The sequence below is a fragment of the Nonomuraea sp. NPDC049504 genome, from assembly GCF_040676845.1.
GTDB lineage: Bacteria > Actinomycetota > Actinomycetes > Streptosporangiales > Streptosporangiaceae > Nonomuraea > Nonomuraea salmonea.
Window position 1 is genome coordinate 287,576 of record NZ_JBFAPT010000003.1, and the last position, 13,342, is coordinate 300,917.

General features: G+C 72.8%; 13 protein-coding genes. 6 read left to right on the plus strand and 7 right to left on the minus strand.

Annotated elements, in window-relative coordinates; all coding sequences use genetic code 11:
• Positions 1-2 precede the first annotated feature (2 nt).
• Positions 3-1,325 carry an enolase C-terminal domain-like protein gene (locus AB0K28_RS07790; protein WP_364366414.1) on the plus strand — a complete coding sequence of 441 codons (1,323 nt, stop codon included), beginning with the start codon at positions 3-5 and terminating at the stop codon, positions 1,323-1,325.
• A 3-nt stretch (positions 1,326-1,328) separates the two neighbouring features.
• On the opposite strand, the gene AB0K28_RS07795 is transcribed toward AB0K28_RS07790, so the two are convergent.
• Positions 1,329-2,180 carry a DUF72 domain-containing protein gene (locus AB0K28_RS07795; protein ID WP_364366417.1) on the minus strand — a complete coding sequence of 284 codons (852 nt, stop codon included), beginning with the start codon at positions 2,178-2,180 and terminating at the stop codon, positions 1,329-1,331.
• 80 nt (positions 2,181-2,260) lie between these two features.
• On the opposite strand from AB0K28_RS07795, the gene AB0K28_RS07800 reads away from it, so the two are divergent.
• Positions 2,261-3,118, plus strand: coding sequence for an NAD(+)/NADH kinase (locus AB0K28_RS07800; RefSeq protein WP_364366420.1), 858 nt, complete (start codon positions 2,261-2,263; stop codon positions 3,116-3,118).
• Positions 3,119-3,166: 48 nt separating this feature from the next.
• Here the strand turns inward: AB0K28_RS07800 and AB0K28_RS07805 are convergent, their stop codons facing one another.
• A complete protein-coding gene (locus AB0K28_RS07805) occupies positions 3,167-4,594 on the minus strand; it encodes a YibE/F family protein (RefSeq protein WP_364366423.1) in 1,428 nt (475 codons plus the stop codon).
• 81 nt (positions 4,595-4,675) lie between these two features.
• Here AB0K28_RS07805 and AB0K28_RS07810 point away from each other — a divergent pair, with 81 nt between their 5' ends.
• Both AB0K28_RS07810 and AB0K28_RS07815 read left to right on the plus strand, forming a co-directional pair.
• Positions 4,676-5,395 carry a DUF72 domain-containing protein gene (locus AB0K28_RS07810; RefSeq protein ID WP_364366426.1) on the plus strand — a complete coding sequence of 240 codons (720 nt, stop codon included), beginning with the start codon at positions 4,676-4,678 and terminating at the stop codon, positions 5,393-5,395.
• On the plus strand, positions 5,395-6,366 hold the full coding sequence (locus tag AB0K28_RS07815; protein ID WP_364366429.1) for a magnesium transporter CorA family protein: 972 nt from the start codon (positions 5,395-5,397) through the stop codon (positions 6,364-6,366). The genes AB0K28_RS07810 and AB0K28_RS07815 overlap by 1 nt, the downstream gene beginning before the upstream one ends.
• Here AB0K28_RS07815 and AB0K28_RS07820 read toward each other — a convergent pair.
• From AB0K28_RS07820 to thrS, 4 genes are all read right to left on the minus strand, one after another.
• Positions 6,333-6,785 carry a DUF1850 domain-containing protein gene (locus tag AB0K28_RS07820; RefSeq protein ID WP_364366432.1) on the minus strand — a complete coding sequence of 151 codons (453 nt, stop codon included), beginning with the start codon at positions 6,783-6,785 and terminating at the stop codon, positions 6,333-6,335. The two genes, AB0K28_RS07815 and AB0K28_RS07820, sit on opposite strands and share 34 nt — an antisense overlap.
• A gap of 20 nt (positions 6,786-6,805) precedes the next feature.
• Positions 6,806-7,759, minus strand: a complete 954-nt coding sequence (locus AB0K28_RS07825) for a TAXI family TRAP transporter solute-binding subunit (RefSeq protein ID WP_364366435.1) — start codon at positions 7,757-7,759, stop codon at positions 6,806-6,808.
• On the minus strand, positions 7,756-9,729 hold the full coding sequence (locus AB0K28_RS07830; RefSeq protein WP_364366438.1) for a TRAP transporter fused permease subunit: 1,974 nt from the start codon (positions 9,727-9,729) through the stop codon (positions 7,756-7,758). The genes AB0K28_RS07825 and AB0K28_RS07830 overlap by 4 nt, the downstream gene beginning before the upstream one ends.
• Positions 9,730-9,820: 91 nt before the next feature.
• Positions 9,821-11,215 (minus strand): threonine--tRNA ligase, encoded by a 1,395-nt coding sequence (thrS, locus tag AB0K28_RS07835; protein ID WP_345409717.1) that lies wholly within the window; start codon positions 11,213-11,215, stop codon positions 9,821-9,823.
• Between thrS and AB0K28_RS07840 the strand changes: the two genes are divergently transcribed.
• A complete protein-coding gene (locus AB0K28_RS07840; protein ID WP_364366441.1) occupies positions 11,186-12,157 on the plus strand; it encodes a LuxR C-terminal-related transcriptional regulator in 972 nt (323 codons plus the stop codon). The two genes, thrS and AB0K28_RS07840, sit on opposite strands and share 30 nt — an antisense overlap.
• Before the next feature lie 91 nt (positions 12,158-12,248).
• Here AB0K28_RS07840 and AB0K28_RS07845 read toward each other — a convergent pair whose 3' ends face one another.
• Positions 12,249-12,701 (minus strand): ATP-binding protein, encoded by a 453-nt coding sequence (locus tag AB0K28_RS07845; protein WP_364366444.1) that lies wholly within the window; start codon positions 12,699-12,701, stop codon positions 12,249-12,251.
• Positions 12,702-12,872: 171 nt separating this feature from the next.
• On the opposite strand from AB0K28_RS07845, the gene AB0K28_RS07850 reads away from it, so the two are divergent.
• Positions 12,873-13,340, plus strand: coding sequence for an adenylyltransferase/cytidyltransferase family protein (locus AB0K28_RS07850; protein WP_345401894.1), 468 nt, complete (start codon positions 12,873-12,875; stop codon positions 13,338-13,340).
• Positions 13,341-13,342 lie beyond the last annotated feature (2 nt).

Here is a 13,342-nt window from a genome sequence, read left to right on the forward strand (position 1 = left end):
AGATGTCGCCCACCATCGCGAGCGTCGAGGTCGTCCCGGTCGCCGGGTACGACAGCATGCTCCTCAACCTCAGCGGCGCCCACGGGCCGTTCTTCACCCGCAACGTCGTCATCGTCACCGACTCCGACGGGCGTACCGGGCTGGGCGAGGTGCCCGGCGGCGAGGCCATCAGGCGGACCATCGAGGAGGCCGGCACGCTGCTCGCCGGGCAGCCGGTCGCCCGCTACCGCGCCCTGCTGCGCGACGTGGCCGGCCGTTACGCCGCCCGCGACGCCGGCGGGCGCGGGCAGCAGACCTTCGACCTGCGCACCACCGTGCACGCCGTCACCGGCCTGGAGTCGGGCCTGCTCGACCTGCACGGCCAGTACCTCGGCCTGCCCGTCGCCGACCTCCTGGGTGAGGGCAGGCAGCGCGACCGGGTGCCGATGCTCGGCTACCTGTTCTACGTCGGCGACCCCGGCAGGACGGACCTGCCGTACCTCGTGGACGACGAGGGCGACGACCGGTGGTCGCGGCTGCGCCGCCGGGAGGCGCTCACCCCCGACGCGGTGGTCGCGCTGGCCGAGGCCGCCCAGGAGCGCTACGGCTTCACCGACTTCAAGCTCAAGGGCGGCGTGCTGGCCGGCGAGGAGGAGGTCGAGGCGGTCAGGGCGCTGGCCCGCCGCTTCCCCGAGGCCCGCGTCACGCTCGACCCCAACGGCGGCTGGCCGCTGGCCGACGCCGTACGGCTGTGCCGGGACCTCGGAGGCGTCCTGGCCTACGCCGAGGACCCGTGCGGCCCCGAGGGCCGCTTCTCGGGGCGGGAGACGATGGCCGAGTTCCGGCGGGCCACCGGGCTGCCGACCGCGACCAACATGATCGCCACGGACTGGCGGGAGCTGGCCCACGCCGTACGCTCGGACGCGGTCGACATCCCGCTGGCCGACCCGCACTTCTGGACGATGGCGGGCTCGGTGCGCGTCGCGCAGCTCTGCCACGACTTCGGGCTGACGTGGGGATCGCACTCCAACAACCACTTCGACATCTCGCTCGCCATGTTCACCCACGTCGGTGCCGCCGCGCCGGGCGAGATCACGGCGCTCGACACGCATTGGATCTGGCAGGACGGCCAGGCCCTCACCACCAAGCCCTTCCCGATCACGGACGGCGCCGTCCAGGTGCCCGACACGCCGGGGCTCGGGGTCGAGCTGGACAGGGACGCCCTGGCCGAGGCCCACGACCGCTACCTGCGCCACGGCCTCGGCGCCCGCGACGACTCCGTGGCCATGCAGTACCTGGTCAAGGACTGGACATTCGACCCGAAACGCCCCTGCCTGGTGCGCTGAGGGTCAGAACAGCGTGAGGGGCTCGTGCGGCTCCGGGTCGGGGAGCGGGGCCAGGTCCGGGACGAGGGCGCGTACCTCGTCGTGGAAGCGGCGGGCCAGCGCCGGCGCGTCGGCGTTGTCGGGGGTGTGGATGAACACCGTCGGTGAGCGGCCCTCGCGGAGCCACCCGGCGACCGTCGGCACCCAGGGCTGCCAGCCCGCCACCGTGCGCTCCTCGTCGTCGCGGCCGAGGTAGCGCACGATCGGGTGGGCGGTGAGCGCCCGCATGCGGCGGGGGAGGCGTGGCTTGCGCTCCCACGCCTCCCGCTCGGCGGCGCTGGACGGCGGCGCGGCGAACATGACCGTGGTGTCGAACGGCACCCACTCGGCGCCCGCGCCGTCCAGCATCCGTTCGAGCAGGCGGCCCGCCCGCTCGTCGGTGAAGAACGCCGGATGGCGGACCTCCACGGCGCAGCGCACGCCGCGCGGCAGCCGGCGCAGGAAGGCCGCGAGCGTGCCCACGTCGGACGGCCCGAACGAGCCGGGCACCTGCACCCAGAACGCGTGCACGCGCGGCCCGAGCGGCTCCATGGCGTCGAGGAAGGCGCTCAGCTCCGCCTCGCCGCCCATCAGCCGGTGCTCGTGGGTGACGGCCTTGGGCAGCTTGACGACGAAGCGGAAGCCGGGCGAGGTCTGCGCCGCCCACGACTCGACCGTGGCGCGGGCCGGCGTGGCGTAGAACGTGGTGTTGCCCTCGACCGCGTCGCACCAGCCCGCGTACGCCTTCAGCCGCTCGGCCTGAGGCAGGTGGGCGGGCACGAAACGCCCCTGCCACCGCGCGTTCGCCCACATCGCGCATCCCACATGAAGCCGCATGGCCACGACGCTACCGGACACCCGCGAAGGCAAGATCCCCCGTTGCGTCCCCATGACGGCGCTCCACGTAAGGTGGCGGCATGGGCATGGTCGGGACGGTCGGGCTGGTGCTGCACCCCCAGCGCGACTCCAAGAAGGCGATCGACACCATCCTGCGGTGGGCCGCCGACAAGGGTGCCACGGTGCTCGGCCTGCCCGAGGAGGTGGGCCGCATCGACTGCACCGCCGTACCCGTCGACACCGACGCGCTGGTCGAGAAGGCCGACCTGCTCGTCGGGCTGGGCGGCGACGGCACCATGCTGCGGACGATGCGGCTGCTGGCCGGGCGGCCGACGCCCATCCTCGGCGTGAACCTCGGCAAGCTGGGCTTCCTCGCCGAGATCGACGTGGACGAGCTGCCGAAGACGTTGTCGGCCATCGACCGGCACGAATACACGATCGAGCCGCGCATGGCCATCCGCACCAGCGTCAACGGCACCGAGATGACGGCGTTCAACGACATCGCGCTCGTCCGCTATCCCGGCCACGGGCTGGCCAACGTCGCCGTCACCCCGTCCGACAGCCCCTTCGTGCGCTACTCCGCCGACGCCGTCATCGTCGCCACCAGCACCGGGTCCACCGCCTACAGCTTCTCCGCCGGAGGGCCGATCGTCTCGCCCCGCGTGGAGGCGGTGCTGGTCGTGCCCGCCGCCGCGCACTCCGCGTTCAACCGGGCCCTGGTGCTGCCCGCCGACGAACAGGTGAGCCTCCACGTGCTGCCGAGCAGCGGGCGGCTGGCCGTCGAGGTGGACGGCGCCGTGAAGGGGCACCTCGCCCCCGGCGACAGCCTCACCGTGACCGCCTGGCCCGGCGCGGCCAAGGTGGTCCGGCTGGGCACCACGTTCTACGAACGCGCCCGCCGCAAGCTCCGCGTGGACGGCAGCATCGAAGCCGACTGAGCCCAGGCCAGGGCCGGCTGGGGGCGCCCGCGTCACACTGGCGCGGCGTCAGGTTCCTGCGCGGCGGCGGTGGCGCGCCGGGCGCTGGGGCTCCGCCTGTGACGTCTTGCCGGCAGGTGTCGTTCCCGGAGGCGGACCGGCCGGGCGGGGGGTGAAGAAGCCGCCGGGGTCCCGCTCCTGTGGCGCGAAGAAGTCGCCGGGGTCCTGGTCCTGCGGGGCGAAGAAGTCCGACGGGCCGTCGTCGTCCCGGCCGCGAGACTTGCGGTCACGGGCCGGGGAGTCCTGGGGCGCGGGGTCCTGGGGCGGGGTGGCGCGGGAGCGGGTGGCGGCCAGGGCGGCCAGGGCCGTGGTGATGGGGACGGCCGCGATGAGCCCGAGCGTGCCGACCACGCCGCGCACGATCTCCTGCGCGATCACCGGCGTCGTCATCACCTCGCCCAGGGGCTGCGCGCCGATGCTGAACAGCAGCAGCAACGGCAGCGACGCCCCCGCGTACGCCAGGATGATGGTGTTGATCACCGACGCGATGTGCGCGCGCCCGATGCGCCCGGCCGCGCGGTAGAGGCGGGCGAAGCCGTACGACGGGTTGGCGCGGGCCAGCTCGGCCACCGTCACGGCCTGGGTGACGGTGACGTCGTCGAGCACGCCGAGCGCGCCGATGATGATCCCGGCCAGCAGCAGGCCCTGCGTGTCGATGTTCAGGCTCATGCCGAGCATCAGCGCGCTGTCGTCGGTGACGCCGTTGAGCCTGGCCACCCCCAGCGCCGCGTACGACAGCAGCCCGGTCAGCGCCAGGCTGGCCAGCGTCCCCAGCACGGCGACCGACGTGGACGGGGAGAAGCCGTGCGTCAGGTAGAGCACGGTCAGCATGATCGCCGCCGACCCGACGATGGCCACCAGCATCGGCGGCCGGCCCTCCAGGATGCCGGGGATGACGAACGTCAGCAGCAGCACGAACGTCACCGCCAGCCCCGCCAGCGCGGTCACCCCGCGCCAGCGCCCGAAGGCGATGACCGCCAGCGCGAACGCCACGCCGAACAACCACAGCGGCAGCGACCTGTCGTGGTCGGAGAGCTGGTAGGCGCCGTCGGCGTCGCGCAGCAGGATCACGTCGTCGCCCGGCGTGAAGCGCTGCGCGCCCGGCCCGCCCGGCAGCCGGAGCTCCACCTCGCTGCCCAGGTCGGGCCCGTCGCCGACCTTGACGACGGCCTCGCCGCAGGTGGCCGGGTCGGGCCTGGGCGCGCCCTCGGGGGCGTCGGGGCAGCGTCCGAGCGTGACGCTGACGACCGTGCCGGTGAGCCGCTGGACGCCGGACTCGGGCGCGGGCCCGGCGGCGGTGCCCTCGGGCCAGAGCCAGATCAGCGCGGCCAGCGTGACGATCGCCAGCGGCACCAGGACGGCCAGCCCGGCCGTCACCGTACGCCGTGAACCGCCCGCTTCGGTGACGGTGGTGCCGTGAGCGTGGTTGGCGCCCATCGCGTGAGAGGTCCTCCTTGGCCGACTGGCCGACGAAGTAGGACAGTACTGCACCTCGCGGGGCGGGGTAGGCGCAACGGCATGACATGGCTGGCCGGCACCTCAGGGTGGCAGTACAAGGACTGGCGCGGGGTGCTCTATCCGCCGGGGGTGCCGCAGCGGCTGTGGCTGGAGACGTACGCGGGGGAGTTCCCGACCGTCGAGAGCAACAACGCGTTCTACCGGCTGCCGAGCAGGGAGGTGTTCGCCGGCTGGCGGGAGCGTACGCCACCGGGGTTCGTGATGGCGGTCAAGGCCAGCAGGTTCCTGACGCACATCAGGCGGCTGAACGAGCCTGAGGAGCCGGTGGCCAGGCTGATGGCCGCGGCCGCCGGGCTGGAGGAGAAGCTGGGGCCGATCCTGCTGCAGCTCCCGCCCACTCTCAAGGCCGACCCGGGGCTGCTCGACCGCTGCCTGGCCTGCTTCCCGCCCGGCACCAGGGTGGCCGTGGAGCCGCGGCACCCGTCCTGGTGGACCGATGAGGCGCGGGCGGTGCTGGAGTCGCGTGCGGCGGCGCTGTGCTGGGCCGACCGGCTGGGCCGGCCGCAGGCGCCGTTCTGGCGTACCGCGACGTGGGGTTACCTCCGCCTGCACCAGGGCAGGTCGGCCTACGCGTACGGGGAGCGCGCCCTGCGGACGTGGGCCGCCCGCGTCGCCGAGGCCGGCTGGCCCGACGCCTACGTCTACTTCAACAACGACCCGGGAGGAGCAGCCGTGCACAACGCGCGACGTTTCGCCGCACTTCTTGCCAGACTCGGCTAGTGCACACCCGTCTTTACCGGAACGGCCGCCTGGAGAGCGAGGGCTTCCCCATCGCGGACGTCTCCCGGTACGTGGGCGACCGGGACGCCACGGTCTGGTTCGACCTCTGCGCGCCGTCGCCGGCCGACCTCGCCCTGATCGGCGAGGAGCTGGGGCTGCACGAGCTGGCCCTGGAGGACGTCCTGGCCGGACACCAGCGGCCGAAGCTGGACATCTACGACAACCACCTGTTCATCGCCGCCTACGGCGTGCACTTCGACGACGACCGCCGCGTGCACGCCGTCGAGGTGGACGTCTTCGTCACCGCCAACGCCCTGGTCACCGTCCGCGAGAGCGGGCACTTCGACATCGCCGAGGTGGTCAGGCGCTGGGACGCCGCCGCGCACCTGGCGGGGCACGGCGTGATGTTCCTACTGCACGGCCTGCTCGACTACGTCGTGGACACCCAGTTCGAGCTGGCCCAGGACCTCGACGCGGAGGCGGAGGAGCTGGAGGAGTCGCTGTTCGCCGAGCAGCTGAGCAACGGCAAGGGCCTGCAGCGCACCCTGTACGTGCTGCGCAAGAACGCCACCAAGCTGCGCCGGGTCTCGCTGCCGATGCACGAGGTCATCGGCAGCCTGCTCAGGCGCGACCAGGCGCTGATGGGCGACCCGGTGATGGCTCCCTACTACGAGGACGTCCGCGATCACGTGCTGCGCGTCGGCGAGTGGGTGGACGCGGTCCGCGACATGCTCGCCAACGTCCGCGACACCCGCCTGGCGCAGCAGGGCTTCCGGCTCAACGAGATCATGAAGAAGATCACGAGCTGGGCGGCGATCATCGCCGTGCCCACCGCGATCACCGGCTTCTACGGGCAGAACCTGCCCTACCCCGGCACCGGCGAGCAGTGGGGGTTCTGGCTGTCCACGGCGCTGATGGGGCTCACCTCGGTCGCGCTCTACGTGGTGTTCAAGAAGAAGGACTGGCTCTGATCGCAGGGCCCGCCCCGCACGTCGGGGGTGACCCGCAGCGCCACCCGCACCTCGGCGGCGCCGCCGCGCGGAAAGAGCGGCAGGCAGCGCCCTCCCGAGACCAGCGTCCTGCGGCCGAGCGAGGTGGTCAGCAGCGACAGCTCCCGGTACGCCACGGGCTCGGCCAGGCGCAGCACGAACCGGCCGCCCGGCAGCCTGGCCCGCTCGCCCTCCAGCGCGTAGTAGTCGAGCACGCCGCCGCTCGCCGAGACCACCGCCCGCATCGTGAACCGGCCGCCCTCCACGGTGAACACCTCGGCGGACGGCGCCCGGTACATCGAATGCACGTACGCGATCGCGAAGCGGCCCGCCACGACGGGCAGGCCGTTCACGGTCAGGCGCCCCGGGCCGCCGGCCGCGCCGAGCGCCGCCACCGCCACGAGCGCCAGGACCAGCCGGGTCAGGCCTTCTCCTTGTAGTAGCGGGCCGCGCCGGGGTGCAGCTCGACCGGGGCCACCTGCTGGCCGAGCGCCGGGTCCAGCTTCTTCGCCTCGGGGTGCACCTTCTCCAGCTCGGCCTTCTTCTCGAACAGCGTCTTGGTGATGTCGTACGCGAGCTGCTCGTCCATCGAGTCGGGCACCAGCAGCACGTTCGCGATGCCGACGGTCTTGATCAGGCCGGACAGCTTGTAGGTGGCGGCCAGGTCGACGTCGAGGCTCACGTACTGCTCGCCGTGCGTGGACTGCATGGTCGGCAGCACCTCGCTGGTGTCCATCATCTTCATGTCCGGCCTGCTCACCGCGAGGTCGGTGATGCCTGCCGTGGGCAGGCCGCCGACCCAGAAGAACGCGTCGATCGTGCCGTCCTTGGCGGCCTGCACGGACTCGTTGATGGACAGCTGCTGCTTGGTGACGTCGTTGTCCGGGTCGAGCCCGGCCGCCTCCAGCACGCGCCGCGCCACCACCTGCGTGCCGGAGTTGGCGGGACCGAGCGAGACGCGCTTGCCCTTCAGGTCGGCGACCTTGGCCGCGCTGACGCCGGGGGCGAGCACCAGGTGCAGGTAGTTGTCGTAGATGCGGGCCAGCGCCTTGATGGGCTGCTCGGCGGTGAAGCCGTCCTTGCCGTTGACCGCGTCGGCGGCGGTGTCGGCCTGGGAGAAGCCGATCTGGGCCTTGCCGGAGGCGAGCAGCTTGATGTTCTCCACCGAGGCCGAGGTGACCGACGCGGTGGCCTGCGTGTTCGCGATGCCGGCCGACAGCTGCTTGGCCAGGCCGCCGCCGTAGACGTAGTAGACGCCCGTCGTGCCGCCCGTGGCGATCGAGATCCGGTTGCCCGCGCCACCGCCCGCGCCACCGCCCCCGCAGCCGGCCACGGTCAGGACGGCGGCGGCGACGATCGTGAGTATCCGCTTCACCTTGGGTCCCTTCTCCTTCTTCTGACGAGATGCACGGCGGCGGCCACGGCCAGGACGGCGAGGCCGGCGACGATGGGGACGGGTTCGAGGAAGAGCAGCAGCACCGCGGCCACCGCCGCGAGCACCCGCTCGGGCCAGGCGGCCGCGCCGCCGGTGGCCACCGCGAGCGCGGCCACCGCGACCGCCGACACGGCGGTCATCAGCAGCACGGTCCCGAACGGGCCCTGCCCGAGCAGCGCCTGCCCGTTGGGGGTGAGCACGAAGGCGAACGGCACCAGGAAGGCGGGCAGCGTGTACCGCCAGGTCATCATCATCGTCCGGTACGTGTTGCCGCCCGTGATCGCCGCCGCCGCGACCGCCGACAGCGCCGTGGGCGGGCTCACCTCCGACAGCACCGCGTAGTAGAAGACGAACATGTACGCCTCGGGCCGCGTCACCCCGAGGTCGAACAGCGCGGGCCCGATGATCACCGCGGCGATGATGAAGCTCGCCGTCACCGGCACGGCGAGGCCCAGCAGCAGCACCGCGACCGCCGCCATGACCGTGGTCGCGATCAGGCTGCCGGCGCCGACGTCCACGATGATGTCGGCGAGGTTCTGGCCGAGCCCGGTCAGCGTGATCGAGCCGACGATGATGCCGGCCGCCGCGCAGACCGCGGTCACCGGCAGCACCTCCAGCGCGCCCTTGGCCAGCGCCCGCCCGATGCGCCGCGGCCCCATCCGGCGCTCCGGGTCGAGGAACGACAGCAGGAACGCGACCACCGTGGCGATCACCACCGCCTGGAACGCCGACCGGTCGAGCGCCATCAGCACCACGATGAGGATCAGCGAGCTGAAGTGGTAGCCGAAGCGCAGCAGCAGCCGCCCCGCGCCCGGCGCGTCCACCTCGACCGCGCGGGTGCCGAAGCGGCGCGAGTCGATCTCGATGGCCAGGAAGATGCCGAGGTAGTAGAGCAGGGTCGGCACGGTCGCGTACAGCAGCACCTGCAGGTAGCTGACGCCGAGGTATTCGGCGATGATGAACGCCGCCGCGCCGAGCGTGGGCGGCGACAGGATCGCGCCGATGCCGCCGGCCGCGAGGATGCCGCCCGCCGCCTCCCTCGGGTAGCCGGCCCGCCGCAGCACCGGCCAGGCCACGCTGCCCAGGCTCACCGTGGTCGCCACGCCAGAGCCCGACACGGTGCCGAGCAGGAAGCCCGCCGTGGTCACCGTGCGGCCGGGCGCGGACCTCGACCTGCGGAAGGCGGCGAAGCTCAGGTCGATGAAGAACTTGCTGGCGCCGGAGTGGTCGAGCACCGCGCCGTAGATGGTGAACAGGATGATGTAGCTCGCCGCGACCTGCATCGGCACGCCGAAGAAGCCCTCGGTGCCGGTGTAGAGCTGCGAGACGATCTGCGAAATGTCGAAGCCGGGGTGCCCGATCGTCCAGTCGATCGGCAGGTACGCGCCGTAGTAGGCGTACAGCAGGAAGCCCACGCAGATGACGGCGAAGGCCAGGCCGACCGTGCGGCGTACCGCCTCCAGCAGCAGCACGGTCAGCGCCACGCCGAACACCACGTCGAGGTCGGTCAGCGCCGCTCCGGAGCCGCGCTCGCGGAAGGCGTCCATGTCGAGCAGCGGGTAGACGAGCACGGCCAGCGAGGCGGCGGCCAGCAGCCAGTCGGCCACGCCAGGCCGCTCCGGCTTCGTGCTGTCCCGGGGCTCGGGTGCGGGCCGCCGCAGCAGGCGCCGCACGACCGCGTCCAGCCCCGAGCGGTAGCAGAGGAAGACCAGCGGCAGCGCCACCGCCAGGAACGTCATCCGGTGCTGAATCGCCTCGACCGGCCGGAACACCACCAGCAGCGAGTACGCCGACAGCAGCCCGCCCACGACCCACACCCCGGCACGGAGCGGACCGCCCAGCTCGCGCGCCGGGCGCTCCTGCTCGTGGGCGGAGACCAGGTCGGCCTCACGATCGCTCAGCTCGGTCAAGCCGTCCTCCTCGGACCTCGGCCGTTGCAGCGGACTTTACGAGCCCTTTACACGATCGGGGAAGCCTCCGTTATCCGATTGATCTTTACCGTCAGCCGAACGGCCGCGCTCGCCCGGCCAGCTCCTCCACCGGCACCTCACCGGCCTGGGAGCCGTCGCGCAGCCGTACCGACGCGCTCCCGCTCGCCGCCTCGCGCGGCCCCACCACCAGCTGGTACGGCACCAGCCGGTGCGCCCTGATCCTGGCCCCGAGGCTGCCCCGGTCGGCCGGCGCCAGCTCCGCCCGCAGCCCCGACTCCAGGCAGCGCCGCAGCAGGCTCTCGGCGGCCGGCAGCTCGGCGTCCGACAGCGGCAGCACCACCGCCTGCACCGGGGCCAGCCAGGCGGGGAAGGCGCCGCCGTGCACCTCGACCAGGTGGGCGACCAGCCGCTCGATGCCGCCCACCACGCTGCGGTGCACCATCACGGGCCGCCGGCCGCCTACATAGGTCAGGTCGAAGCGCTCGGGCTGGAAGTAGTCGACCTGGACGGTGGACAGGGTCGACTCGCGGCCCGCCGGGTCGGCGATCTGGATGTCGATCTTCGGGCCGTAGAAGGCGCCCTCGCCGCGCTCCTCGTCGTACGGCCGCCCGCGCTCCTTCAGCACCTCGCGCAGCACCGACTCCGAGCGCGCCCACATGGCCGGGTCGTCCACGAACTTCGCGCCCTCGCCGCGCAGCGACAGCCGGTAGCGGGCGGCCCTGATGCCGAGCCGCGCGTGCGCCGCCTCGATCAGGTCGAGCGCGGCCGACACCTCGGCGGCGGCCTGCTCGGGCGCGCAGAACACGTGGCCGTCGTTGAGCTGGATCGAGCGCACCCTGGTCAGGCCGCCCAGCACGCCCGACGGCTCCGAGCGGTACATGCCGCCCAGCTCCGCGATGCGCAGCGGCAGCTCGCGACGGCTGCGCTGCCTGGAGCGGTAGATGAGCGCGTGGTGCGGGCACAGGCTGGGCCGCAGCACGAACTCCTCACCGCCCACCAGCATCGGCGGGAACATGTCGTCGGCGTAATGAGCCCAGTGGCCCGAGCGTTCGTACAGCTCGCGTTTGCCCAGCACCGGCGAGTTGACGTGCTGGTAGCCGTTGCGGCGTTCGAGCTCGTGCACGTAGTCCTCGACGGCCTTGCGCACGGCCGCGCCGGCGGGCAGCCAGTAGGGCAGCCCTGAGCCGATCAGCGGGTCGGTGTCGAAGATGCCCAGCTCGCGGCCGAGCCTGCGGTGGTCGTTCATGATCAACCTTTCCGTGGAAAGGGCGAACGACCAGCTCCCCGGGCGTCCGCCCGGGAAGCAAGGAATCAGCGCGCCGGGACGGTGTCCGGCGTCGTCGTGACGTAGGCGCGCTGCTGCATGGCACGACCATAGCACCCCGGGTTTCGGCAAAGCCAAGGGCGCAAATCGGTAAATGATATAAAGACAGGCGTGGCCCAGATCACCGTTGACGTGCGCCATCTCCAGGCGTTCGCCGAGGTCGGCTACCAGGTCGCGGGCGGTGGGGGCGCCCACGGCGCGATGGCGGCGCTGCGCCGCGTCGTCCCGCTCGACGCCTACGAGTTCGTCGCCTACGACCCCGCCACCGGCCGCCACCAGAGCGTGATCTCCGACGGCCACCCGCGCATCGACCACGACGCGGCGGAGGAGTACGCCGCGCTCGACGCCTACCGCAGGGCCCTCGACACCCGCGCGCCCGTCGAGATGCCCGAGCCGGGCACCGAGCGCTACTTCCGCCGCCACCTCGCCCCCTACGGCTGGCGGGCCGGGCTGACCGCGCCGCTCTTCCTCGACGAGGGCCGCTTCACCGGGCTGCTCCACCTGACCGCCAGGCAGGCGTTCCCGCGGCGCACCGGCGCGCTGGTGGCCGCCGTCAGCCCGCTGCTCGCCCACGTCACCGACCTCAACCGGTGCGTGATCGACCCCGTGGGGCTGCCCGCCGGGTTCCGCGCGGTGGCCTTCGACCGGCTCGGCACGCGGCGCGAGGTGCCGGGCCGCGAGGTGTCGCCCGTCCTGTGGGACGACCCCGCGATGGCCGCCTACGCGCGGGCCTTCATCGACTCGCGCGAGCTGAGCAGGCAAGGGCTGTGGCTCGGCGGCGACGGGCGCTGGCACGAAGTGCGGCTGGTCAGGGCCGGGGTCGGGTTCCAGGGGGCGCTCCAGGGGGCGGTGGCGGCCGAGCGGCCGTGCCCCCTGCCGTACGACCTGACCGGGCGCGAGGTCGACGTCCTCACCCGGGTCGCGGCCGGCGACTCCAACCCGCAGATCGCGGCGGCGCTCGTGCTCAGCGTGCGCACGGTCACCACGCACCTGGAGCACATCTTCGCCAAGCTCGGCTGCGACAGCCGCACCCGCCTGACCACGAAGGCGCTCGCCGAGGGGCTGTGCCGGCTCGACCTCTGACCTTCGCTGAGTCGGACCGCTGCCGAGTCGGACCGCTGCCGAGTCGGACCGCTGCTGAGTCGGACCGCTGCCGAGTCGGACCGCTGGTGACTCAGACCGCGACGCCGGCCGGGACGGGCTCCTCCAGCAGCTCGAACCAGACCGTCGTCGAGCCCTGCTCGCGGGTGAAGCCCCAGCGGTGGCTGAGCGCCTCGATCAGCGGCAGCCCCCGTCCGTTGGTCTCCTGCGTCCCCGTACGGCACACGCACGGCGGCCCGTCCGAGCCCGCGTCCGTCACGAACACCCGCACCGCGCTGCGCGAGCTGGCCAGGCTCACCGTGAACGAGCCCCCGCCGCCCGACCTGGTGTGCAGGATCGCGTTCGTGGCCAGCTCGCTCGTCAGCAGCACCACGTCGTCGTAGAGCGGATGATCGCGGCCGAGCGCCGTCCTCACCAGCGCCCTGGCCCTGGAGACCTGCGACGGCGTCCCCGGCAACCGGACCACGTGGTCGCCTGGGCCTGGCCGGTCGTCCTCGTTCACCTGGTGCGCGTCCGGCGGTGCCACGGCGACCTCCCCCAAAATCCGGTGACGTCATGAGACGCGCCAGAGGGGGCCCGGAGATTATCGCGAAAAGGTAGGAATCGCCTTTCCGAGGTCGCCTGCACGGCCTCGCGCGCCGACCGAGTACGCTGCGATCGACGAGTCGTCTAGGCCCATGGGGGAGCAGGAGGTCGCGTGAGCAGCCTGGAGGCCGTCTGGGTGCAGCCGTACGACCGGCCGGGCACGGCGGTCGTGACCGGAGTCTTCGACATCCTGCACGTGGGCCACGTGCGCTACCTCGGTGCGGTGGCCGCGCGCGGGCTGCCGCTCGTCGTCGGCGTCGAGGACGACCCGCGGGTGCGGGCGTGGAAAGGTCCTACCCGGCCGGTCAACCCGGCCGAAGAGCGGGCCGAGGTGCTGGCCGCGCTCCGGTTCGTGACCGGCGTCTTCGTCGTCACCGGGCCGCCCGAGGCGCACGGCCCTGAGGACTACATCGACCTGCTCGCCCCGATGCGTCCCGCCGCGCTCGCCCACACGGCCGGCGACCCGCACGCCGGCGCCCGCGCCGCCGCGGCGGCGATCCTGGGGGCCGACTGCTGGGAGATGGACGCCATCCCCGGCCGCTCCACCACCCGCATCGTCAACGCGGCCTCCAAAACCTGACC